The organism is Antrihabitans stalactiti, from assembly GCF_012932915.1.
GTDB lineage: Bacteria > Actinomycetota > Actinomycetes > Mycobacteriales > Mycobacteriaceae > Antrihabitans > Antrihabitans stalactiti.
Map to the genome: position 1 here is coordinate 482870 of NZ_VCQU01000003.1, position 22992 is coordinate 505861.

General features: G+C 63.5%; 20 protein-coding genes. 10 read left to right on the plus strand and 10 right to left on the minus strand.

Going from position 1 to position 22992, the window contains the following annotated elements:
- Positions 1 to 144: 144 nt before the first annotated feature.
- Both FGL95_RS11375 and FGL95_RS11380 read left to right on the plus strand, forming a co-directional pair.
- Positions 145 to 720: a TerD family protein gene (locus tag FGL95_RS11375; protein WP_169586662.1), complete on the plus strand. Its 576-nt coding sequence runs from the start codon at positions 145 to 147 to the stop codon at positions 718 to 720.
- Positions 721 to 821: 101 nt separating this feature from the next.
- On the plus strand, positions 822 to 1910 hold the full coding sequence (locus FGL95_RS11380; protein WP_169586664.1) for a DUF475 domain-containing protein: 1089 nt from the start codon (positions 822 to 824) through the stop codon (positions 1908 to 1910).
- Between the two features lie 49 nt (positions 1911 to 1959).
- Here FGL95_RS11380 and FGL95_RS11385 read toward each other — a convergent pair whose 3' ends face one another.
- The 3 genes from FGL95_RS11385 to FGL95_RS11395 form a co-directional block, all read right to left on the minus strand.
- Positions 1960 to 3525, minus strand: a complete 1566-nt coding sequence (locus FGL95_RS11385) for a glycosyltransferase 87 family protein (protein WP_169586666.1) — start codon at positions 3523 to 3525, stop codon at positions 1960 to 1962.
- A gap of 9 nt (positions 3526 to 3534) precedes the next feature.
- On the minus strand, positions 3535 to 6051 hold the full coding sequence (locus tag FGL95_RS11390) for a transglycosylase domain-containing protein (protein WP_169587064.1): 2517 nt from the start codon (positions 6049 to 6051) through the stop codon (positions 3535 to 3537).
- A gap of 178 nt (positions 6052 to 6229) precedes the next feature.
- Positions 6230 to 6658: a DUF5318 domain-containing protein gene (locus tag FGL95_RS11395; RefSeq protein WP_338079819.1), complete on the minus strand. Its 429-nt coding sequence runs from the start codon at positions 6656 to 6658 to the stop codon at positions 6230 to 6232.
- Positions 6659 to 6754: 96 nt separating this feature from the next.
- On the opposite strand from FGL95_RS11395, the gene FGL95_RS11400 reads away from it, so the two are divergent.
- The 4 genes from FGL95_RS11400 (at position 6755) to FGL95_RS11415 (ending at position 10165) form a co-directional block, all read left to right on the plus strand.
- Complete coding sequence (locus FGL95_RS11400; RefSeq protein ID WP_169586668.1) at positions 6755 to 7540, plus strand: DUF1707 domain-containing protein; 786 nt, start codon at positions 6755 to 6757, stop codon at positions 7538 to 7540.
- Between the two features lie 9 nt (positions 7541 to 7549).
- Positions 7550 to 8383, plus strand: a complete 834-nt coding sequence (locus FGL95_RS11405) for a DUF1707 domain-containing protein (RefSeq protein WP_169586670.1) — start codon at positions 7550 to 7552, stop codon at positions 8381 to 8383.
- A 146-nt stretch (positions 8384 to 8529) separates the two neighbouring features.
- Entirely contained in the window at positions 8530 to 9090 is a 561-nt protein-coding gene (locus FGL95_RS11410; protein WP_169586673.1) for a helix-turn-helix transcriptional regulator, read from the plus strand.
- On the plus strand, positions 9083 to 10165 hold the full coding sequence (locus tag FGL95_RS11415) for an inositol-3-phosphate synthase (protein WP_169586675.1): 1083 nt from the start codon (positions 9083 to 9085) through the stop codon (positions 10163 to 10165). The genes FGL95_RS11410 and FGL95_RS11415 overlap by 8 nt, the downstream gene beginning before the upstream one ends.
- A 2-nt stretch (positions 10166 to 10167) precedes the next feature.
- Here FGL95_RS11415 and FGL95_RS11420 read toward each other — a convergent pair whose 3' ends face one another.
- From FGL95_RS11420 to FGL95_RS11440, 5 genes are all read right to left on the minus strand, one after another.
- Positions 10168 to 11232, minus strand: coding sequence for an amidohydrolase family protein (locus tag FGL95_RS11420; protein WP_169586677.1), 1065 nt, complete (start codon positions 11230 to 11232; stop codon positions 10168 to 10170).
- Positions 11229 to 13373: a transglycosylase domain-containing protein gene (locus FGL95_RS11425; RefSeq protein ID WP_420838037.1), complete on the minus strand. Its 2145-nt coding sequence runs from the start codon at positions 13371 to 13373 to the stop codon at positions 11229 to 11231. Before FGL95_RS11425 ends, FGL95_RS11420 begins: the two co-directional genes overlap by 4 nt.
- 202 nt (positions 13374 to 13575) lie before the next feature.
- The gene (locus FGL95_RS11430; RefSeq protein WP_169586679.1) at positions 13576 to 14451 is read right to left on the minus strand and encodes a carbohydrate ABC transporter permease; all 876 of its coding nucleotides are present in this window, start codon (positions 14449 to 14451) and stop codon (positions 13576 to 13578) included.
- Positions 14448 to 15503 (minus strand): carbohydrate ABC transporter permease, encoded by a 1056-nt coding sequence (locus FGL95_RS11435; protein ID WP_169586681.1) that lies wholly within the window; start codon positions 15501 to 15503, stop codon positions 14448 to 14450. The genes FGL95_RS11430 and FGL95_RS11435 overlap by 4 nt, the downstream gene beginning before the upstream one ends.
- A gap of 15 nt (positions 15504 to 15518) precedes the next feature.
- Positions 15519 to 16805 (minus strand): ABC transporter substrate-binding protein, encoded by a 1287-nt coding sequence (locus tag FGL95_RS11440; protein ID WP_169586683.1) that lies wholly within the window; start codon positions 16803 to 16805, stop codon positions 15519 to 15521.
- Between the two features lie 126 nt (positions 16806 to 16931).
- Here FGL95_RS11440 and FGL95_RS11445 point away from each other — a divergent pair, with 126 nt between their 5' ends.
- From FGL95_RS11445 to FGL95_RS11455, 3 genes are all read left to right on the plus strand, one after another.
- Positions 16932 to 17687, plus strand: a complete 756-nt coding sequence (locus tag FGL95_RS11445) for a DUF2786 domain-containing protein (RefSeq protein WP_169586685.1) — start codon at positions 16932 to 16934, stop codon at positions 17685 to 17687.
- A 25-nt stretch (positions 17688 to 17712) separates the two neighbouring features.
- Positions 17713 to 18228 (plus strand): TIGR04338 family metallohydrolase, encoded by a 516-nt coding sequence (locus FGL95_RS11450; protein WP_169586687.1) that lies wholly within the window; start codon positions 17713 to 17715, stop codon positions 18226 to 18228.
- Between the two features lie 75 nt (positions 18229 to 18303).
- Positions 18304 to 19884: a cation:proton antiporter family protein gene (locus tag FGL95_RS11455; protein ID WP_169586689.1), complete on the plus strand. Its 1581-nt coding sequence runs from the start codon at positions 18304 to 18306 to the stop codon at positions 19882 to 19884.
- A 57-nt stretch (positions 19885 to 19941) separates the two neighbouring features.
- Here FGL95_RS11455 and FGL95_RS11460 read toward each other — a convergent pair whose 3' ends face one another.
- On the minus strand, positions 19942 to 20961 hold the full coding sequence (locus FGL95_RS11460; protein WP_169586691.1) for an alpha/beta hydrolase: 1020 nt from the start codon (positions 20959 to 20961) through the stop codon (positions 19942 to 19944).
- Between the two features lie 27 nt (positions 20962 to 20988).
- The gene (locus FGL95_RS11465; protein WP_169586693.1) at positions 20989 to 22065 is read right to left on the minus strand and encodes an ABC transporter ATP-binding protein; all 1077 of its coding nucleotides are present in this window, start codon (positions 22063 to 22065) and stop codon (positions 20989 to 20991) included.
- A 124-nt stretch (positions 22066 to 22189) separates the two neighbouring features.
- On the opposite strand from FGL95_RS11465, the gene FGL95_RS11470 reads away from it, so the two are divergent.
- The gene (locus FGL95_RS11470; protein ID WP_169586695.1) at positions 22190 to 22984 is read left to right on the plus strand and encodes an LLM class F420-dependent oxidoreductase; all 795 of its coding nucleotides are present in this window, start codon (positions 22190 to 22192) and stop codon (positions 22982 to 22984) included.
- Positions 22985 to 22992 lie beyond the last annotated feature (8 nt).

Consider the following 22992-nt stretch of genomic DNA (forward strand, 5'->3'; position numbering starts at 1 on the left):
CTTGCACGTCCGTCGTGCAGCCGTTCTGAACTTGTTTCGACCACTCCGGCGAAACCGGCATTAGAGTCGGTGGTGTCGACAGGGGTACGGAGTACGCCGGTCGTCCAGGCTTCATAACAACCATCTCCAACGAAAGGGCCCCAAATGGGTGTCAGCTTGAGCAAGGGCGGCAACGTTTCACTGACGAAGGCAGCGCCGAACCTCACCGCGGTCGCAGTCGGACTCGGATGGGACATCCGTTCGACGACCGGGACCGACTTCGACCTCGACGCGAGCGCCATCGCAACCGGCGAGGACAAGAAGGTGCTCTCCGACCAGCACTTCGTGTTCTTCAACAACCTCAAGTCACCCGACGGCGCGATCGAGCACACGGGCGACAACACCACCGGTGAAGGTGAAGGCGACGACGAGGTCATCAACGTCGACCTCGCTGCAGCACCGCCGACCATCACCAGCATCTTCTTCCCCGTCTCGATCTACGACGCCGACACCCGCGCGCAGTCGTTCGGTCAGGTCCGCAACGCGTACATCCGCGTCGTCGATCGTGCGAACGGAAGCGAGCTCGCTCGCTACGACCTGAGCGAGGACGCGTCGACCGAAACCGCCATGGTGTTCGGTGAGCTCTACCGCAACGGCGCCGAGTGGAAGTTCCGCGCAATCGGTCAGGGCTATGCCTCCGGTCTCGCCGGAATCGCACGCGACTACGGTGTGAACGTCTAGTTTGTCTGTTTCGATACGTAGGTCCTGACATTGTTGCGGGACCTACGTATCGTCACGTCATGTCGAACACCACGTTCTGCCCATAGAAAGGCCACGATTCCGTGTTGCGCATATTCGGCGCGTCCATCGTCGTCACCGTCATATCGCTGATAGTCGCGTTCCTGTACGGCGGACCCGAGGCGCTGGCGCTCTGCGCAATCCTCGGCATCCTCGAGGTCTCGCTCTCCTTCGACAACGCGGTCATCAATGCGACCGTCCTGCAACGGATGAGCGAGTTCTGGCAGAGAATCTTCCTTACTGTCGGCATCCTCATCGCCGTCTTCGGTATGCGGCTCGTCTTCCCGCTCGCAATCGTCTGGGTCACCGCTGGTCTGGACCCGTTCAGGGCCTTCGACCTGGCGCTGAACCCGCCGGCCAACGATGCTGCGAACTTCCCGAACGGCGATCCGAGTTACGAGACCCTGTTGACCGACGCGCATCCGCAGATCGCGGCGTTCGGTGGAGCGTTCCTGTTGATGCTGTTCCTCAACTTCATCTTCGAAGAGCGTGACATCACCTGGTTGTCGTGGCTGGAGAAGCCGCTCGCCAAGGTCGGCAAGCTGGACATGATCCCGGTTGTCGTCACCGGTATTGCACTGATCCTGGCTGCCGAATTGCTCGCCGCCGACGACAAGGTCGCGACCGTTATGGTCAGCGGCATTCTCGGCATGGTCGTCTACATCACGGTCGACGGACTCGGCTCGATGTTCCACCCCGAAGACCACCAAGGTCCGTCGGGTGCGGCGCTCGCGACCGGCAAGGCAGGGTTCTTCCTGTTCCTGTACCTCGAAGTGCTCGATGCATCGTTCTCGTTCGATGGCGTCATCGGCGCATTCGCGATCACCGCAGATCCGATCCTCATCGCCCTGGGCCTCGGCTTCATCGGCGCGATGTTCGTCCGGTCGATCACCGTGTACCTCGTTCGCAAGGGCACGCTGTCGGAGTACGTCTACCTGGAGCACGGTGCACATTGGGCGATCGGCGCGCTGGCCGTCATCCTGATCATCACCGTCGGAAATATCCACATCCCGGAGGTAGTCACCGGTCTGGTCGGTGTGTTCCTGATCGGCGCAGCATTCATCACCAGCGTCATCCGCAACCGACGCGAAGATGCCCGCGAGGTTGAGTTGGAGAAGTCGTCGGCTAGCTAGCTCGAACGGTTCGAAACAGCCGCACCCATCTCGATGGGTGCGGCTGTTGCTATCTGGCGGTCGCCATGTCGAGGTCGACGCGGGGCCGGAGCCACGCGGGTAGCCAGGTCGGCGGGTTGTCGGGAGCCTGGTCGAGATCGCCGCCGGCGGGGTCGTCGATGAATCCGTACCGCACGAGGTCTTCCTGTGGGCGGTAGATCTGGCGGATCACCAAGGCGCAGAGGGCAATAACAGCGAGGTCGCGAATGACGACGGTGCCGGTGAACCACTGCTCGGGCAGCCCTTTGTTGCTTTCGCCGAGGTAGTAATACATCCGCGGCGCCCATAACACGGCGTCGATGCCCATCCAGGCCAACAGAATTCGGCGATGGGGGAGAGCCAGCACGGCGAGCGGCACCAACCACAGCGAATACTGCGGGCTCCACACCTTGTTGGTCAGCAGGAAGCCGGCGACGACGAGTAGACAGAGTTGCGCGACGCGAGGTCGGCGCGGAGCGGTCAGTGCGATCCAGACGACGACCGCGCACACCGCTACGAACGCCACGAGCGAGACCAGGTTGAGTAGGACAGGCTTTTCGCCGTCAGCCAACTGACCGTCGAAGCCGGCCCAGCCGGTGAACGAGGTGACCACGTTGTAGAGGGAATCGGGATCGGCGTGGCGGTCGGTGTTGAATCGGAAGAACTCGGACCAGCCTGTCGGAAACAGTGCAGCGATCGGCAGATTCACGAGCACCCATGCGCCGATCGCTGCCCCGAATGCCGGTAGCCAGGACCGTATCTTGCCCGCGCGTAAGCACAGCACGAGTAGCGGTCCGAGCAGAAGTAATGGATACAGCTTCGTGGCTCCGCCGATGCCCAGCAAGACGCCTGCGAGTACCGGTTGCCGTCGTGCCCAGGCCAACATTCCCCCGGCGGCGAACGCCGTGGCCAGGGGATCGAAATTGGTGAAGGCGTGGACGATGACAAGCGGCGAACACGCAACCAACGCTGCATCCCACACCCGTCGACCTGCCAAAAGCGCAGTCGCCCACACGGTTACGAGCCAGGCCATTGCGAGGCCGAAGGCCACGATGTTGAAGTAGATCGCAACTTCGATCGCACCGGGCAACCATGATGCGGATCGCCACGCCTTCGTGAGCCCCATCGACGCGTACTGGTAGAGCCCGGAAACGACGGGGTACTCCATGTACCGCACCTGGGGCTGACCGCCGGGCCCGTCTTCGGTCCATGACTTCTTGTACGGAAATGCGCCCTCGATCAAGCGCTCGGCGCCATAGAGCGGCACCGTGTCGGAATAGCACAACGCCGTGTACTGCCGGTTTCCACTCCAGTCGAGGCCGAGTTCACCGTGCGGACCGTTCGGCGCCTGCTGAATACACCCTGCTTTGGTGAACCAGCCGAGGCTGAGGAACACGACGGCAAGCAGCATCAACACCCGCATCGGCGTGAAGAACCGGGTACGGCCGACGAGCGCGTGCGCACCCACCGGACCGCCGACGACCTTGGACAGCTCGCTTGTCAGTGGGTCGGTGCGGCCGGGAAGATCACGCCACTCGGCCGACCGCAGGTCACCGGCGATCGGTGCAGGACCGATCCACGTCCGTTCGTCTGTCACCGGTCGAGGCTACCGTTGCGGCTGCAACTGCCCGCCGTTGTAGTTGTACTGCGGCACGTTGTTCGGGGCCACGTTGTTGGGTGCCACGTAGTTCGGTGCAACTCGGTTGGGCGCCACGTTGTTCGGTACGACGGGTTGACCAGGCAGCGGCCCAGGTTGTGTCGTCGTCGCAGCTGGTGGCTGTGTCGTCGGCTGTGGTTGCGTCGTCTGCGGTTGCCCACCGGGGACCGGAATCGTGATGCCCGGGAGGATCTCGATCGACGGTGGCAGGTTCAAGGTCGGCGGTGCCTGCGTCGTCACCGTCGGCGTGGTCGTCTTCGGCGGAACATACGGCGCGGTGTAGTCGGGAACACCTGCCTGACCGGCGATCTCACCGGGCACGGGGAAGCTCTCGATGTCGGTGCCCTCCAGCGCGCCGTTCATCGTTTCCTGCCAGATGTCGGACGGCAGGCCGGAGCCGTAGATGGGTCCGCCACCCTTGTTGCGGAGCGGCAGTCCTTGCGGAGTACCGACCCAGACCGCGGTCGACAGTGACGGCGTGTAGCCGACCATCCACGCGTCCTTGTTCTCGCCGGTGTCGCCGAGCTGGCTGGTGCCTGTCTTGGCGGCTGACGGCCGTCCGTTGGCGAGCTGGTGGCGGTTCGAGTACGCGGCGATGGGCTTCATCGCCGACGTGACGTTGTCCGCGACAGCGGCGTCTATCCGCTTCTCACCCGACGGATTGCCGCGGTCGAGCAGGACGTTGCCGTCTGCGGTCACGACCTTCTGGACGAAGTGCGGCGTGTGATAGGTGCCGGACGCGGCAAGCGTGGCGTACGCAGATGCCATGTCGATCACGCGAGATTGGTACTGACCGAGCACGATTCCGTTGTTGGGACCGGCGCCGTCGGGTTCGGTGAGCGTCTTGCCGACACCGGGAATCTCCTCCGGAATGCCCGCACGGTGGGCGACGTCGGCGATCTTTGCCGGTCCGTCGGTCAGCGCGATTTCCATCCGGTAGAAGCTGGTGTTGAGCGATCGCTTCAAGGCCTCGGCGATCGTGCAGGTGCCGCAGGATTCACCTTCGACGTTGCCGATGCTGATGCCGTTGACCGTCAACGGCGAGCTGTCGTACATCTTCGACAGCGGAATGCCGGCCTCGAGGTTTGCGGCCAGACCGAAGACCTTGAAGGACGAGCCGGTCTGCAGGCCGGAGTTCGCGAAGTCGAAGCCCTTGCCGTCGGCGCCGCCGTAATACGCGCGGACCGCACCGGTCTTGGGGTCGATCGACACGACAGCAGTGCGAAGATCTTCCGGCTGGTTCTCCATGGTCGACGTCGCCGCGTCGACAGCTGCGGTCTGTGCCTTCGGATCGATCGTCGTGGTGATCTGCAGTCCCTCGGTGTTGAGGGCCTGCTCGCTGATGCCAGCGTCGGTGAGCTCACGCAACACCTGCGCCTTGATCAAGCCCTCTGGACCGTTGTCCTGATTAGGGTTCGGCAAGCTCGCGAGTGGGACCGGCATCGGGTAGTTGGCGATCTTGCCGTCCACCTTTGCGACCAGCGTGTCTCGTTCGGCCGAAGGGAGCGTGCCGCTCTCGACCATGCCGTCGAGTACGTAGAGCCAGCGAGCCTGCGCTTCGGCCAGGTTGGTTTCCGGGTCGAGCTGCGACGGCCGCTGAATCGACGACGCCAGGACCGCGCCTTCTGCGACGGTGAGCGCCTCGACCGGCTTGTCGAAGTACGCCTTCGACGCTGCCGCAATTCCGTAGGCGCCGCGACCGAAGTAGATGGTGTTGAGGTAGGCAGCGAGGATCTCGTCCTTGCTCCACTCCCTGGTCATCTTCGATGAGATGACGAGCTCGTGCATCTTTCGCGTGATGGTCCGGTCGTTGCCGACCAGCGCGTTCTTGACATACTGCTGCGTGATGGTGGAGCCACCGCCGGCGCTTTCCTTGCCGAGGATGTTGTCGCGGGCAGCGCGGGCGAATCCGGAGATCGAGAAGCCCGGGTTCGAGTAGAAGTCGCGGTCTTCGGCGGAGATGACGGCATTGCGAACGTGAACGGGTACCTGATCGATGTTCACGTCGGTGCGGTTGCCCTCGGGCGGCACGACCTTGCTGATGACTGAGGTGCCGTCGTCGGCGTAGATGGTCGCCACCTGGTTGGTCTTGATGTCGCGAGGTACGTCGACGATCACGTAGGCGACGAGGAACGCGACCATCGGCAGCACGAGGAACAGGGCGACGAGGGTGTAGAGCACGCGCCGTACGGTCCGCCAGCGGGACTTCTTGTTGCGGGGCGGTTTGCCGCCTCCCGACCCGCCGTTCTTCGACACTCCTAGCGGACCGCGCGGCGGCGGTGGGGTCGAAGCGGTGCGTGGGCGTTCCGGCGTCTTGCGGACCACGGGAGCAGGCTCCTGGCGCGGACCGTCGGAGATTGCGCCGAACTGAACCGTCGCAGCTTCCGAATCAGGTCGCTGGGGCGGCAAGGGCGGGATTCTTTCGCTCGCGTGACGCGCCGGACCGGCTGTGCGCGGGAGCGGCATGTTCGGCGGCGGAGTCACGTTGCGCCCAGAGCCCCGAGGCGGTCCGGACGGTCGGCGGGGTTGCCCGCTGTTTTCCGGCAGGTCGTCGTGGGGAAAAGTCACTGAGCAAACTCCCGTGGTCGTGAACGGTCTTCGGCCCGGTTCAGGACAAAGTCCTGGAACCGCCGATGTATGTGGGCTATTCGATCGCGGTGCGCCGGCTCGCTTCGTGGGCTTGCGACGAGCGGCGTGTGCGCTTTGGCGCGGGGGCGACCCCGAGGACGTACGACTGAACCAAATGGTTCCAGCTGCATGTCCTGCACACTTCGACGACGTGCACGGAGAATTCTTCGTGCGTAGCCGCGAGTCGGACCAATTCTTCGGACGTTCGAGCCGATCCGGAGACCGGTCCGAGCCTGTCGCCGAACACCCAGGATACGAGAGTCAGCTGTTCTTTTCGGCAAATGGGACACACGACACTGCTGGCCCGGCCGTGGAACTTGGCGGCACGAAGCAGGTACGGACCCGCGTCACACACCTCGGATACACCCGTTCGTCCGGCGTATACCTCGGCCAGCAGGGACCGACGCTGAAGCGCGTAGTCCACGACCTGCCGCTGTATTCGCACGAGAACCAGAGTACGTCCGTTGCCTTTCGGTGGGGGCCGTTGGGCCTTCTGCCGTGTCGGTTCCCAGGGCGTGTCCGGAAAAACTAAGCTGTGCGCGTGCCGCCCTCGCTCTCCCCGAAGAAGCGCGCGAACGACAACGATCGCGCAGATACCGCCAGGCGCCTGGACGAGGCGTATGCCGACGGTCAGCTTTCTCCGGGCGAACACGAAGAGCGGCTGACCACCGCGTTGCACGCCACCACCTTGGGCCAGCTGGCGGCACTCACCGTGGACCTGCAGTCCGGGACCGTGCTGCCGTCGATGACGAAGCCACGTGCCCGCAAACAGCACAACATCGTTCGTTTTCTGGTTCCAGCCATCGTGACGTTGCTGGTCATGGGTCTACTCATCTGGGCTGCCGGCGGCAGAAACGAATCCGACGACGAGGTGAATACCGCTGGTGAGCAATACAGCTATCTGACCCCGCGCGGACTGGCCGAGGTGATCGCGGCGATTCGCGCCAAGTTCGGCAACGCAACGGTCGACGATCTGACCGTTTACCCCGGGTACGCGGTGGTTTTCCGTGCAGCTGAAGATGCTCCGCTGCAGCAACTGAGCTACTACTACAACGGCGAGTTCCGCGAGCCGACCGACTCGGGCACGCGCAAGGACCTTCCGATGGTCGATCTGAAGACGGTGGACATCATGAAGGTCGCGTCCGTTATCGCTGGTGCCGGCACCAGCCTGAACCTGAGCCGAGTCGACCAGAGCTACCTCGTCATCAGGGCGGGCGAGGAGGAACCTGAAGTGCTGGTCTTTGCGAGCAACGACAAAAAGGAGAGCGGCCACCTCGCGCTCGACATCCACGGCTCGTTCCTGGCCGTGTACCCATCCGGACAATAGGAGCGGACCGTGGCATACAGAGCTGAGCCGCAAGTCCGGGCGCGCGACCTCGATCGGTCGACGACGATTGCCGTATTGGACAACGCTCGCGCAGACGGTCAGCTCGATTACGGCGAGCACCAGTCGCGCGTCGAACGTGCGAGGAACGCGGTCACATTGACGCAGCTGGATGCGTTGGTAACCGATCTGCAAACAGCGCCAGGCTCAATGGCGCCGCCCGTTGCGGCGCCGCGTGCATCGCAATTCCCGTGGTTTCTCGTCGTGCTGATCGCCGTCGGCATCGCCCTCGCTGCGTGGTTGGTGCTCTCCGGGAAGCCACCGAAGGCGGATGTCACCGACACCGCGACCACGTCGACCGCGCCGACGACGCTGCTCCCCACCGAGGCCGTACCCATCGTCGCGCCGAAGGTGAACCTGACAACAGCAGACGGTCTGCGGACCTTCACCGAGCTGTACCGGGCGAAGTTCGGCGACACCTTGGGCGATCAATGGCTGTTCTACCCCGATGGGCCGTATGCGATCGTCACTCGCGCTGAGCAGGCGAACCGGGACCGCGACTACACCTTCCGCGGTGGCTTCGAGCCAGGCTCACTCGACTCCAGAGACCCGAATACCCAGGTCATCGACTTCGGCGCGGTCAACGTCGACGCGATGGCAGGCCTGATGGCGAGTGCTCCGCAGCTGCTCGGCGTGCCCGACGCGAAGGTGGGTCACGTGGCGGTCCGCACAGAACGTGGCGGTCCCGCGATCTACGTCTTTGCCGACAACGAGGTGCACGAAGGCGGCTATATCAAGGCCGCGCTGGCCGGTGACATCATTTCGCTGCAGAAGAGCGGTCGGTAGTAAGCCCAACTTCGCTCGACCAGCCAGTCTCGGCACACTATGTCCGTCGACTGTGTTGAGCAGCACTATGTGAAACTATATCGGTGCGATATAGTTAGCCATCGCATCAAGTAGTTATGGTTGTCGACTCGAAAGGGGTGTGGTCCGTGCTTGAACTGGCAATTCTCGGGCTACTCCTGGAGTCGCCAATGCACGGTTATGAATTGCGGAAACGATTGACCGGTCTCCTCGGGGCCTTCCGCGCTTTCTCTTATGGGTCGCTCTATCCGACGCTGCGCCGTATGCAGGCCGACGGATTGATCGCCGATGAGGAAGGCGTTGTGGGTCCGATCAAACGCCGTGCGCGGCGTGTGTACGAGTTGACTCCGCTCGGCAGGAAACGCTTTGCCGAGCTTGTTGCCGACACCGGTCCGCAGAACTACACCGACGATGGCTTCGGCGTTCACCTCGCCTTCTTCAGCCGCACGCCCGCCGAGGCGCGCATGCGGATTCTCGAAGGCAGGCGACGTCAGGTCGAGGAGCGCCGCGAAGGGCTCCGTGAGGCCGTCGGGCGCGCCAGTGGCTCGCTCGATCGCTACACCAAGCAGCTCCACCAGCTCGGCCTCGAATCCAGCGAGCGCGAAGTGCGTTGGCTCAACGAACTGATTGCCGCCGAGCAATCAACGACATCAGCATTACCTAAAGAAGGAGAGCCCGACCATGGGTGAGAACAGCAGCACGGTGCGCGTAGCCATTGTGGGCGTGGGTAACTGCGCTTCCTCCCTGGTGCAGGGCGTGCAGTACTACAAGGACGCCGACGAGACCGCCACGGTCCCCGGTCTGATGCACGTGAAGTTCGGTCAGTACCACGTTCGCGACGTCAAGTTCGTTGCGGCCTTCGATGTGGACGCGAAGAAGGTCGGCTTCGACCTCTCCGAGGCGATCTTCGCGAGCGAGAACAACACGATCAAGATCTCCGACGTGCCGCCGGCCAACGTCGTCGTCCAGCGTGGCCCGACGCTCGACGGCATCGGCAAGTACTACGCCGAGACCATCGAGCTGTCCGACGCCGAGCCGGTCGACATGGTCAAGGCGCTCAAGGATGCCAAGGTCGACGTGCTCGTCTCCTACCTGCCCGTCGGTTCGGAGCAGGCTGACAAGTTCTACGCACAGGCGTGCATCGACGCCGGCGTCGCGTTCGTCAACGCGCTCCCCGTCTTCATCGCTTCGGACCCGGTCTGGGCCCAGAAGTTCAAGGACGCGGGCGTCCCGATCGTCGGCGACGACATCAAGAGCCAGGTCGGCGCCACCATCACCCACCGCGTGATGGCGAAGCTGTTCGAAGACCGCGGCGTGCTCCTCGAGCGCACCATGCAGCTCAACGTCGGCGGAAACATGGACTTCAAAAACATGCTCGAGCGCGAGCGCTTGGAGTCGAAGAAGATCTCCAAGACTCAGGCCGTCACGTCGAACCTGACGCGCGAGCTCGGTGCAGGCAACGTCCACATCGGTCCGTCCGATCACGTCGGCTGGCTCGACGACCGCAAGTGGGCCTACGTCCGCCTCGAAGGCCGTGCCTTCGGTGACGTTCCGTTGAACCTCGAGTACAAGCTCGAAGTGTGGGACTCGCCGAACTCGGCAGGCATCATCATCGACGCGGTCCGTGCGGCGAAGATCGCGCTCGACCGTGGCGTCGGCGGACCGGTGTACCCGGCCTCGGCGTACCTGATGAAGTCGCCTCCGATCCAGATGGCCGACGACAAGGCACGCGCCGAGCTCGAAGCCTTCATCATCGACGCATAGCCCTAAGGCGCGATGCGGTAGATCCGTTCGGCGGTCGCAGCGAATATGTCTGCGACCGCGGCGGAACCGCGATCCCGTACCAACTCGACCATGGTCGCGACATTTGCGGCCATGGTCGATACTGGTTTCTCCAGCGGTGAGTTCGAGCCCCACATGCTGCGGCCGCTGCCGAACACGTCGATGACGTGGTCCGCAAGTGGCTGCAGGCGTGCCACGAGTTCGGGGACTGCGACCGACTGGCCCCGCAGCGGAAGCTGATGGCCGAGCACCGGCAGCGTCAGGCCGGACACCTTCACGACCACGTTCGAGTGTTGCGCTACGGCGGAGAGGTCGTCACGCCAGGCGTCGAAGAGCCCGCGTCGTTCGGCTTCGGACCGTCCCGTGCTCCGACCCACTGGCCCGAGCACGCCTGCGGGTGTGCCGAAGTGGTCGAGCACGATCGTCGTGTCGGGGAACCTTCGTGCAAGCTCGGTGACATCCGGTAGATCGTGCGAATAGACCCAGGTCTCGAACACCAGGTCGCGCTCGGCGAGTTGTCCGAAGCCGTCCAAGAATCGCGGTTGCATCAGCAGCCGGTTTCTCGTCGTCCAGGAACGAACGCCCTTGTCCTGGTGATGTGCTGCCAGACAACGGATTCCACGAAACAACGGTGACGCGTCCGCGTGCGCATCCAGCACGCTTCCGAAGCGCGGCGAGGACGGGTCGGCGGCGCCGATGATCGCCCCCAGCCTCGGCGCGCCGTCGCCGAACGGCAATCCTGCAATCCATCTCGTCTCGTCCACGGGTGCCAGCTCGCCACGACCGTGCCAACCCGAGTCGACGTGAACGACAGTGTCGATCGGCAGATCGCCTGCGTCGAATCCGTATTCGTCGAGCAGATACGGGTTGACCAGATATGCCGGATCGGCGATGGATTCCCGGTCCGAGCGCGAGACGAACTTGAATGCGAGATCCAGCAGCGGCGGCACGTAGACCAGCGGGTTCAGGGTCAATCGCCAGTCACGTGGGGTCGTACGCGGATCCCACTGATGCATGTGCGCATCAACGATCCGAGTCGGTGCGGTCATCCTGGAAGAGGTATCACGATGCCTGGGAAGATCTCGACATTTCGCAGCGGCGGCAGCTGCGGTATGACGATCGGCGGAACGTCTGGTGGCGGCGGAGCCTCGGAAGTCGTGGGCTTCGCGGGAGCGGTATAGGTCGGAACGCCTGCTTGGCCGCCGATCGGATCCGGCCACGGGAACTTCTCGTTCTCGGTTCCCTCCAGCGCGGAGTTCATCGTCTTCTGCCAGATGTCGCTGGGCAGGCCCGAGCCGTAGATGCTCGCACCGTTGAGATTGGTGATCGCCTGAGCTTGCTCGGTCCCCATCCACACCGCGGTCGACAGCGACGGCGTGTAGCCGACCATCCAGGCATCTTTGTTGAGGCCCGAGTCGCCGAATTGCGCAGTACCGGTCTTGGACGCGGATTGCCGCCCACCCGCGAGCTGGTGATTGCGGGAGTATGCCGCGATCGGCAGCATCGCCTGTGTGACGTTCTCAGCGACGGCCTTCGGGATTCGCTGTTCGCCCGGGTCGGGTGTGCGATCGAAGAGTACGTTGCCGTCCGCGGTCACGACCTTCTGCACGAAATGGGGAGCGTGGTAGACGCCGGATGCGGCGATCGTGGCGTACGCCGATGCCATATCGATGGCCCGCACCTGGTACTGGCCGAGGACGATGCCGTTCTCCGGCGGCCCTCCGTCCTGCGTCAGAGTCTTGACCGGCAAGCCGGGAATGTTCTCCGGGATGCCCGCATCGTGCGCAGCCTGTGCGACCTTCTCCGCGCCGTTGACCATGTCCAGCTCGAGGCGGTAGAAGCTGGTGTTCAGTGACTGCTTGAGTGCCTGCGCGATGGTGCACGTACCGCACGTCTCGCCACCGACGTTCGTGATGGTCAGACCGTTCCCGACATTCAACGGCGCGCTGCTGTACATCGCCGAGAGCGGGATGCCTTCCTTCAGCGCGGCGATCAGGCCGAACACCTTGAATGCCGAACCGGTCTGCAATGGAGCTTGGGCGAAGTCGAAGCCGGCTCCGTCGAAGCCGCCGAAGTAGGCGCGGACCGCGCCCGACCGCGGATCGATCGACACGACAGCCGTGCGTAGCTCGGCAGGCTCACCCTCCATCACGCTGTTGACCGAATCGATCGCTGCGGCTTGCGCCTTCGGATCGATCGTGGTCGTGATCTGCAGACCGCCGGTGTTCAGATCCGAATCGCTGATACCCAGCGCGGTCAGTTCGTTCTTGACCTGAGTCCGAATGAGTCCCTCAGGGCCGCGCGCGGCGTTCTCGTCGCCGACCTCCGCAGCGGGAACGATCGGCGGAAAGGCGATGCCCGCGCGTTCGTCCGACTTGAGGACGCCCATCTCGACCATTCCGTCCAACACGTAGTTGAAGCGTTCGGTGAGCTGGGGTAGGTGCGTTTCCGGATCGAGGCGCGACGGGCTGCGTACGACCGAGGCGAGGATGGCGCCCTCGGCAAGCGTCAGGTCGCGCGGAGCTTTGTTGAAGTAGGACTTAGCGGCAGCCGCGATTCCGTACGTGCCGCGACCGAAGTAGATGGTGTTGAAGTACGCGGCGAGGATGTCGTCCTTGCTCCACTCGCGGGCCATCTTCGCGGAGATGACGAACTCGCGCCATTTGCGGCCGACCGTGCGGTCGTTGCCGACGAGTGCGTTCTTGACGTACTGCTGCGTGATGGTGGAACCGCCGCCGGCGCTTTCCTTGCCCTGAATGTTGTCGCGGGCCGCGCGCAGGAAGCCGGTGATCGAAAAGCCGGGGTTGCCGTAGAAGTTGCGGTCTTCGGCCGACAGCATCGCGTTGCGGACATGAACGGGGACTTCGGACAGCGGAACCTCGGTCCGGTTGCCCTCGGGAGGCACGATCTTGCTGAGCACGCTGGTGCCGTCCGAGGCGAAGATCGTCGCTACCTGATTGGTCCGCATGTCGGATGGGCGTGGCACTTCGACGTTGCGGTACGTCCATGCAAAAATCGATGCTGGAACGACGATCGACAACACGATGAGGAATGCGAGCGTCCGGCGCACGTAGCGCCACTTGGACTTCGGCTTCTTTTTCTTACGGTGCCCGCTTGCGTCCGGCGAAGCGGCGGTTTCAGTATCGGACACAGCGGAATCCGAATCGCTCGAAGGCGTCTCGGGCCGCACGGCCGTCGACCGCGATGCGGTCAGCGTCGTGTTCTGCTGCGAACTCACGAGTAATAGCCTCCGGACTCCAGGACGCCTCCCACCTGGATCCTGCGTCGGGTCGAGACTTCACCCTAACGGTTACACGCCGCAAAAGCACAGGATCGCGCAAGCAACGGTTGCATACCGGCTCGGCAAATCTGAAAATCCGCGAACCGCGGCGTCAGCTCTTGACGCCGCCCGCAGTCAGCCCGGAAATGATGCGGCGCTGGAACAACAGCACCATGATCACCAGCGGAATCGTCACGATCGTGCCCGCCGCCATGATCGCGGCGTACGGAATGTCGTGCGGGTCGTTGCCCGAGAAACGAGCAATCGCGACTGTGACCGGCTCGGTTTTGTCCGAGGACAACAGGCTTGCAAGCAGGAACTCGTTCACCGCGGCGATGAAGGCGAGGATCGCTGTCGTGAACACCGCGGGTGCCGCTAGTGGCAGCATCACCAGGCGAAATGCCTGCGGACGGCTCGCGCCGTCGATGCGTGCGGCCTCCTCGAGTTCCCACGGCAACTCAGCGAAGAACGACGCGAGGATGTAGACCGTCATCGGCAGGACGAAGGAGATGTTCGGAATGATCATCGCCTGGTATTTGCCGATCCAGCCGACCTCGGTGAACAGCTGGAACAACGGCGTGACGAGGGCGACCACGGGAAACATCGAGGCGCTCAAGATCAGCCCAGCGACGACGTACCTGCCGCGGAAAGTGATGCGCGCCAGCGCATATGCAGCGAACACTCCGATGGTGAGCGCGATCAGCGTCGTCACTCCGCCGATGATCACGCTGTTCACGAGCGCGCGACCGAAGTTGCTGCCCTTCTCGGTGTCGAAGGCGTTCTCGAAGTTCTTCGTCGTCACGTGGGTCGGCCACGGGGTCGTGTCGTAGGTGTGCGACGCATCCCGGAACGCAGTGACCGCCATCCAGTAGAACGGCGCGAGCCCCCAGACCAAAATGATGACGACGCCGACGTACACGCGTAGCGAGCCGAGCTTGAACTTGCGCGCAGGGACTGCGGCAGCGGTCTCCGGTTTGCGGTGCGTCATTTTCGTTGCCCCCGGCGCTGGTCTTCCTGCGTGCGAACGACGTTGGCGCCGAAGCCTTTCACGAGCAGGAAGGCGATGATGAAGATCATCACGAAGGTGATAGTCGACAGTGCCGAGGCGCTGTTGGCCGCATTCGGTTGCCGCAGTTGATCGATGACGAGGATCGAAATGGTCTGCGTCGCGTCGTTTCCGCTGGTCAAAATCGCAGGCAGGTCGTACATCCGCAGCGCGTCCATGGTGCGGAACAGAATCGCGACCATCAGAGCGGGCTTGACCAAAGGAAGCGTGATCTGGAAGAAGCGTTGCCGGGCCGACGCGCCGTCGACGCGGGCAGCCTCGTAGACGTCTTGGGGAATCATCTGCAGGCCCGCGAGGATCAGGAGCGCCATGAAGGGCGTCGTCTTCCAGACATCGGCGATGATGACCGCGAAGCGCGATGGCCATTCGTCGGACGTCCACAGAATGTGGGTGCCGAACACCCGGTTGACCACGCCGTCGTAGGCGAACATGTACTCCCACAACCGCGACGTCACAGCGGTCGGGATAGCCCACGGAATCAGGACTGCTGCGCGAAGCAGTGCACGGCCCTTGAACGTCTTACCCATGACGATCGCCATGCCGAGACCGATGACTGCCTCCAGCGACACGGTCACGACGGTGAAGAACAGCGTCACGCCGACAGCAGCCCAGAACTGGGATCCCGTCGTTCCGGGCGGGCACGCAGCCGTTCCCCCAGAGGGCGAGGCGCATTCCTGAAGGAGCCAATGCGTGTAGTTCGAGAACCCGGCGTTCCCACCTTCGACGAACAACTGCGTCACGGGGTCGAGGCCCTTGTCCTTCGAGAAGGACATCGTGATCGCGCGGACGATCGGGTAACCGATGACGACCGCGAGCGCGATCATCGCGGGCCCGATCAGCAGCCACGCCCGCAAGTCGAGGCTCGCGAGCCGCGCTTTCGCGCTGCCCGAACGCGCACCACGGCCGGGAGACTTGCTCCCGGCCGTAGTGGGTTCTAGCTCGGCTCCGCTGGCTTTACCAGCAGGAACAGCCATAGAAATTCTCCCGATTTACTTGCCTGCAGAAGCGATGCCTGCCTGCATGTCCTTGATCGCCTGATCGACCGACTTGTCACCTTTGAGAGCAGCGTAGGCGTTGTCCTGGATTGCCTTCGACACGGCGGGGTAGAACGGCGTGACGGGTCGCGGCACGGCGTTGAGGATTCCTTCCTTCAACGTCGGCAGGTAGCCCATCTTCTCGATCAGTGCCGGATCGTCGTAGAGCGACGTGAGGACCGGCGGGAGCGAGCTCTCGCCGATGATTCGCTGCGCCTGCTCGCCGATGAGGTATCGGAGGAAATCGAGCGCGGTCGCCTTGTTCTTCGAGAACGCACTGATGGCGACGTTGTAACCGCCGAGCGTCGAGGTGCCCTTGCCGTTGACGCCTGGCAGCGGTGCAACGCCGACCTTGCCCTTGACCGCTGAGCCGTCGGCTTCTGCGGAGGCGTAGACGTTCGGCCAGTTGCGCAGGAACAGCAGCTGGCCCTTTTCGAATGCCTCTTGGCTCTTCGGCTCGTCGTATTCGATCGCCTGTGCCGGGATGTCGCCGCTCTTGAAGCCGTCGACGAGGGCTTGCAGGCCTGCTCGCGATTCGGGGCTGTCGACCACCGGCGTCTTGCCGTCGGGGCCGACGAACTTGCCGCCTGCTGAGTTGATCGCCTCGGCGGTGTTCACGGTCAGACCCTCGTACTGCTTGAACTGACCCGAGTAGCAGCCGATGTTGTTCTGCTTCGCGACCGGGCACGACGCGATCATTTCGGCCCACGTCGCCGGTGCGTTCGGGACGAGGTCCTTGCGGTAGTACAGCAGGCCGCCGTTGGTGTTCTTGGGTGCCGCGTACAGCGTGCCGTTGTAGGTGGCGCTCGCGACGGTCGCCGGAATCAGCGCCGAGGTGTTGAGCTCGAACGCTTCCTTGAGCGGCTGAATCCACTGGTTGGCCGCGAACTCCGCGGTCCAGGGCACATCGAGCGCGACGACGTCGTAATCGGACAGCTTCGCCTGTAGGTGCTGGACGAGGTCGTCATGCTGCTGATCGGCGCTGTTGGTCTGCTCCTTGAACGTGACCTTCTCGTTCGGGTGCGTCGAGTTCCACTGGTCGATCAGCTGCTTCACGACACCGGTCTCGGTCGTGTCCTTGCCCTCGACGTACGTGATCGGCCCGCGGCCTTCGGCCTTGCTGGTGTCGGTACTTCCCGTAGACGTGCCCGAGTCGCTGGAACACCCGGTGACGGCGAGGAGGGCGGCTGCGGCTGCGGCCACCAAAGCCTTCGGAAGCAATGCATTGTTCTTTGACGACATAAATTCTCCATCGGGTAAAGGGTCCGGCGGCAGCAGCGAGCAGACGCCCGAGGCACATCGCACGATACTTTGGCACGGAACCGACAGGAACGGAATCTGTCGGACATTCCCATTAGTCTCGGCGCGGTGAGTTCAGACAAGATGCTCAGCCGAATCGGAGGGCTGCTGCGGCAGGCAGAGTCGACCGACAATCCGCACGAGGCAGATGCTTTCATGGCCGCCGCGCAACGGTTGGCCACACAATCATCGATCGACCTCGCCGTCGCCCGCTCGCACGCGGCGAACCGAGAACGCCGAGCGGTTCCCGCGCAACGCATGATCCGTATCGGCGAGCCTGGACGAAAAGGCCTGCGGACCTACGTCCAGTTGTTCGTCAACATCGCGACGCCCAACGACGTGAAATGCGACGTCGCGCAATCGTCGGCTCAGGTCTACGCGTACGGCTTCGACACCGACATCGACGCGTGCGAGGCGCTGTATTCGAGCTTGCTGGTCCAAATGGTGAAGGCGTCCGACGCCTACATCAAGTCCGGGAAGTATCGCGAGAAGGAGCAGGTCGCGGGCGTCACGGCGCGGCTGAATTTCCAGCTCGCCTTCGCGGCGCGGATCGGTGCGCGGCTGACGTCGGCGAAGGACGAGGCGACGGCGGAGAACCTGGCTGCCTCGGCGACATCGGCAGGCACCGCGCTGGCTTTGCGCGACAAGGAAATCGAGCTGCGCGACTTCTACTCGGAGACTTCCAAGGCACGTGGCACCTGGCGAGGATCGAGGGCGAGCGCCGGTTACTCCGATGCCGCGCGGCGGGCGGGGGACCGCGCTGGACGGTCCGCGCGGTTGGGCACGGCGCCCGAATTGGGTGCGGCGCGGGGGCAGCTGAAGTGACAGGGGCGAGCGAAGCGACGGGGGAGTGACGCAGACTCGGGACAGTCAGCGGGCCCGGGTCTACGACGCGGACCAGCTGGTTCGCCGCGTGTTCGACGGCGCCGACGAGCACGGCGTGCGGGAGTTGGAGCTGTTCGGTTCGAAGATCACGCTGCCGGTGGAGCGAAAGTTTGCATCGGTTGAGTCGATCCAGACGTACGTCGATGCCGTGCTGGGCCTGAACTGGGTGCGAGCGCAGTGGGAGCGGGCGTCGGTACCGGTGACGGTCCGGGCGCGTGGGGGTGAGCGCGCCGCGCATTACGAGGGCAGCACCGCGACCATCGCGGTCCCATTGCACCGCGGTGGGACTGCATGGGCACTGCGGGAGTTCGTCGTACTGCACGAAATTGCCCACCACCTCGCACCACCCGATGTCGAGTTGGCGCCGCACGGTCCGGAGTTCGTGGGTCGCTACGTCGAACTGGTCGGTGAGATCGTCGGTGCAGAAGCTGGATTGGTTTTGCGGACGACGATGTCGGAGTGCGGCGTACGCATCGGTTGAACTCAGCGTGTCCGCTGGCGGCGTGAAAGACTGAGCGACCCAGGTACTCTCGGACACCGATAGGGAGGGCACACTTTGGAGACCGCATACTTCCTGGTGCCGTTTGCGGGCGGTCTCGTGGCCATGATCTTGCGGTTGCCTCCGCTCGTCGGATTCCTCGGCGCCGGCTTCGTGCTCAATGCCATGGGCTACAAGGAAACCGAAGCACTGGAGACGATCGCCGATCTCGGCGTGACACTGCTGTTGTTCACGATCGGTCTCAAGCTGAATGTGCGGACCCTGCTGCGACGCGAGGTCTGGGGTTCGTCGAGCATCCACATGGTCGCCTCGACCAGCGTCATCGTCGGTTTGGTGCTGATCCTGAAATTCACCGGCATCGCACTGCTCGCGGACTCGACGTGGAAAACCGTTCTGGTGCTGGCGTTTGCACTGTCGTTCTCCAGCACGGTCTTCGCGATCAAGGCGTTGGAGGAACGCAGCGAGACGAGGTCGTTGTACGGCCGTATCGCGATCGGTGTCCTCGTTATGCAAGACATCTTCGCCGTCGTATTCATCACCGCATCGACGGGCCACATCCCCAGCCCGTGGGCTTTTCTCCTGCTCGGGCTCATCCCCGCCGCTCCGATCATGCGCGCGTTGTTGCCCCGAGTCGGTCACGGGGAGATGCAAATCCTCTACGGCGTGGTGCTGGCACTCGTTGTCGGCTACGCGCTGTTCACCCACTTCGGGTTGAAGGGTGATCTCGGCGCGCTGATCGTCGGCATGCTGCTCGCCTCGCATCCATCTGCGGGTGGTCTGTCGAAGTCGCTGTTCGAGATGAAGGAACTGTTTCTTGTCGGCTTCTTCGTGTCGATCGGGCTTACCGGCTTGCCGACGTGGGGATCGCTCGGCATCGCGTTGCTGCTGCTCATCGCGCTTCCGTTCAAGGGCGTGCTTTTCGCGCTCATCTTCTCCGGCTTCCGGCTGCGGTACCGGACCTCGACGCTGGCAGCACTCAATCTGACGAACTACTCCGAGTTCGGTCTGATCGTCGCCGCGATCGCCGCAACCAACGGCTGGCTGAGCGACGAATGGCTGGTGGTCGTATCGCTGACCGTCGCGTTGAGCCTCGTCGTTGCTGCGTTGCTCGACACCTTCAGCGACGCCATCTACGAGAAGGCCGCCGACGTCCTCCCGAAACAGATCCCGGCCAAGTTGCATCCGGGGGATCAGCCGATCGATCTCGACGATGCACGTGCGGTCGTCCTCGGGATGGGCCGTGTCGGACGAGGCGCCTACGACCGCCTCGTCAACCACTACGGGGTCAACACACTGGGCATCGAGGTCGACGAAGACAAGGTGCGCGAGCTGAAACGCGACGGCTACCACGTCGTCGAAGCCGACGCGACCGACTCCGATTTCTGGGACAAGTTGACCATTACCGGCACGGTCGAGCTGGTCATGCTTTCCATGCCAGACCACTCCGGAAACATCTTCGCGATGGAGCAACTGCACCATCGCAAGTTCGCCGGCAAGATCGCCGCCATCGTCAAGTACGCCGAGGAGATGGCTCCGCTACGCGAGTTCGGCGTCGACGCGGTCTACCACATCTACGACGAAGCTGGTCAGGAGTTCGCCGACAAGGCCGCCGAGTCCGTCGGCCTCGGCCCGGTCTGAATCACCCCTCGTGAGTCTTTTTGGAGTCCCTGGACTCCAAAAAGACTCACAAGCAGGTCAGAGGCCTAGCGACCCGGCGATGAACGGCCAGGACTTGTGGAGGTCTTCCTCCCAGTAGGCCCATGAGTGAGTGCCGGTGGCGCGGAAGTCGACGACCGCGGGGATTGCGAGTTCACGTAACCGGTTCGCCATGTTCGCCGTGCAAAAGTTCGTGGCCGCTTCAATGGGGGCACCGACTGCGATGAGTGAAGGCAGGTTGATACGGCCGTCGGCAACCCGCGGATTTGCGGGTGTGTCGTTGATTCCGGGGATGCCGCTGCCGGTCGACATGTAGATCTGCGTGCCGCGCAGCTTCTCCGCGTTGACCACCGGATCGTGTTCACGCCAGCCCGGACCGTTCAGCGGGCCCCACATGTTTTCGACCGAACCGCCGCCACCCCAGGTTTCGACGGTCAGTTTGATCGCGTTCTGACCCAAGGGATCGCTGGACTGCACGCACCCGCTGTATGCCGCGATCGACTTGTACTGGCCAGGATTGTCGATCGCGAGGTTGAAGATCGACGTCGCGGAGCTCGAGATTGCTGCCAGGGCTCGCGAGCCGTTGGTGTTCAACTCCTTGTCGAGCAACGGTGGCAGTTCCTTGCCCAGGAACGTCGCCCACTTGTTGCGGCCCACGCGCGGATCGTCACGGATCCAGTCCGTGTAATAGGAGAAACGTCCACCGATCGGGACGGCGACGTTCACGTTCTTGTCGCGAAAGAAGTCGACGTAGTCGGTGTTTCTGGCCCAGGTCGCGCCGTCGACGCCACCGCCAGCCCCATTGAGCAGGTACAGCAACGGACGAGGCTGCGACCGGTCGGCGGGAAGCACGACCTCGATCGGGAAAGTTTGATTCATCGCCGCAGAGTGGACGTTGACGACCATCTGACGGTCGTTGACGTGCTCGACAGACTCGACGTAGGACCCGCCTGGCTCAGCTTGCGCGACGTTCGGACCGGTCACCGCGCACGCGGCAATAATCGGCACCGCTACCGCGATACGCCTCCATCGAGCAATCCTGCTGAGCATTGTGTTCATCTCTCCGTTGTGCGGCCGGTAGCGATCCTACGCGAGGCGTCGACCGTCCGACGTTGCGAAGAAATGGATGTGACCGGTATCCGCATAGAGGTGCACCCGCGCGCCTTTCGCCGGCGGATTGCGCCAATCGGCGCGCGAAACGATCTGATGATCGGTGACGCCCTCGCCGACCGTGCGGCCGTAAACGTAAGCGTCAGAACCGAGTTCCTCGACAACGTCGACTTCCATCTCGACTCCGAGTGAACCGATATCGAAGTGTTCGGGGCGAATTCCGACGACGACCGATCCGTCGAGCGACGCGTCGACGACGTCACGTGAGACCGGAATCTGCCAATCGCCGATCTTGACTGAATCGTTGTTGATTTGCAGCGTGAACAAGTTCATTCCCGGCGAACCCATGAACCCGGCAACGAAAACGTTGACCGGCTTCGCATACAGCTCACGCGGCGTCGCGCACTGCTGCAGCAGCCCGTCCTTGAGGACCGCGACGCGGTCGCCCATCGTCATCGCCTCGACTTGGTCGTGGGTGACGTACACCGTCGTGGTGTCGAGTCGGCGCTGGAGCTGGGCGATCTGCGTCCGCGTCTGCACGCGCAACTTCGCATCGAGATTCGACAGCGGCTCGTCCATGAGGAACACCTGCGGCTGCCGGACGATCGCGCGGCCCATCGCGACGCGCTGCCGCTGACCGCCGGAGAGTGCTTTCGGTTTGCGGTCGAGGTACTCCTCGAGGTCGAGCAGTCGGGCTGCCTCGAGCACCCGCTGAGTGAGGACGTCCTTCTTGACCTTCTGCAGCTTGAGTGCGAAACCCATGTTTTCGGCGACGGTCATGTGCGGGTACAGCGCGTAGTTCTGAAAGACCATCGCGATGTCGCGCTCTTTCGGTTCCTTGCGGGTGACGTCGTTCTCGCCGATCAAGATCCGACCGGCGTCGACGTCTTCGAGGCCGGCGAGCATGCGCAGGGACGTGGATTTTCCGCAGCCCGAGGGTCCGACGAGTACGAGGAACTCACCGTCTTCGATGTGGAGGTCGAGTTGGTCGACGGCGGGGGTGTCGGACCCTGGATAGAGCCTCGTCGCGCGGTCGAAAGTCACTGAAGCCATGAAGAACCGGTCCCTTCACCGGCAGGAACGTGCCGGACGATCCGAAATAAAGGCGCTGCGGGCGCAGCCCGTGCAGTATGGCGCACACGGGCGCACGGTGCCCAACGCCGGTAGCCTCGAACGCATGACTCACCCGATCCGCATCGGAGTTCAGCTTCAGCCACAACATGCACCGGATTACGGCCTGATTCGTGACGCGGTGTTGCGCGCCGAGGACGCGGGCGTCGACATCGTCTTCAACTGGGACCACTTCTATCCGCTGACCGGCGACGCGGACGGTGCGCATTTCGAGTGTTGGACCATGCTCGGCGCGTTCGCCGAGCAGACCGAGCGAGTGCAGATCGGCGCGCTTGTCACCGGCGGCGGCTACCGCAACCCGGACCTCTTGGCAGACATGGCCCGGACCGTCGACCACATCAGCGGCGGACGGCTGATTCTCGGTATCGGTGCAGGTTGGTTCGCCAAGGACTACGCCGAGTATGGCTACGATTTCGGCACCCCTGGAACACGATTGGCGCTGCTCAAGGAGTATCTGGCACGAATCACCGCGCGATTTGCGGTGTTGAATCCCGCGCCGACTCGGGAGATCCCGATCTTGATCGGCGGCGGCGGTGAGCGAAAAACGCTGCGACTGGTCGCGGAATATGCCCACATCTGGCACAGCTTCTCCAATCGTGAGGTGCTGGCACACAAGTCGGAGGTCCTCGCGGAGCACTGCGCGACGGTCGGTCGCGACCCCCGCCGGATCGAGCGGTCCGTGAGTTGGCCCGGTGCCGAGGGTGCACAGGCATTCGTCGATCAAGGCGTCTCGCTGTTCACGATCGGCAGCAGCGGCCCGAAATACGACTTGTCGAAAGTGATCGAAGCGGTCCGCTGGCGCGACGAGCGCGAACCCGAGGCAGTCACCGGATTGGCGTAGGGCGCTCC

What these genes read in the sequence shown, in the direction of transcription:
- FGL95_RS11375 (WP_169586662.1), top strand. Translation starts at nt 145, where the DNA reads ATGGGTGTCAGCTTGAGCAAGGGCGGCAACGTTTCACTGACGAAGGCA.
- FGL95_RS11390 (WP_169587064.1), bottom strand. Translation starts at nt 6,051, where the DNA reads ATGCCGCTCCCGCGCACAGCCGGTCCGGCGCGTCACGCGAGCGAAAGA.
- FGL95_RS11415 (WP_169586675.1), top strand. Translation starts at nt 9,083, where the DNA reads ATGGGTGAGAACAGCAGCACGGTGCGCGTAGCCATTGTGGGCGTGGGT.
- FGL95_RS11420 (WP_169586677.1), bottom strand. Translation starts at nt 11,232, where the DNA reads ATGACCGCACCGACTCGGATCGTTGATGCGCACATGCATCAGTGGGAT.
- FGL95_RS11430 (WP_169586679.1), bottom strand. Translation starts at nt 14,451, where the DNA reads ATGACGCACCGCAAACCGGAGACCGCTGCCGCAGTCCCTGCGCGCAAG.
- FGL95_RS11435 (WP_169586681.1), bottom strand. Translation starts at nt 15,503, where the DNA reads ATGGCTGTTCCTGCTGGTAAAGCCAGCGGAGCCGAGCTAGAACCCACT.
- FGL95_RS11440 (WP_169586683.1), bottom strand. Translation starts at nt 16,805, where the DNA reads ATGTCGTCAAAGAACAATGCATTGCTTCCGAAGGCTTTGGTGGCCGCA.
- FGL95_RS11460 (WP_169586691.1), bottom strand. Translation starts at nt 20,961, where the DNA reads ATGAACACAATGCTCAGCAGGATTGCTCGATGGAGGCGTATCGCGGTA.
- FGL95_RS11465 (WP_169586693.1), bottom strand. Translation starts at nt 22,065, where the DNA reads ATGGCTTCAGTGACTTTCGACCGCGCGACGAGGCTCTATCCAGGGTCC.
- FGL95_RS11470 (WP_169586695.1), top strand. Translation starts at nt 22,190, where the DNA reads ATGACTCACCCGATCCGCATCGGAGTTCAGCTTCAGCCACAACATGCA.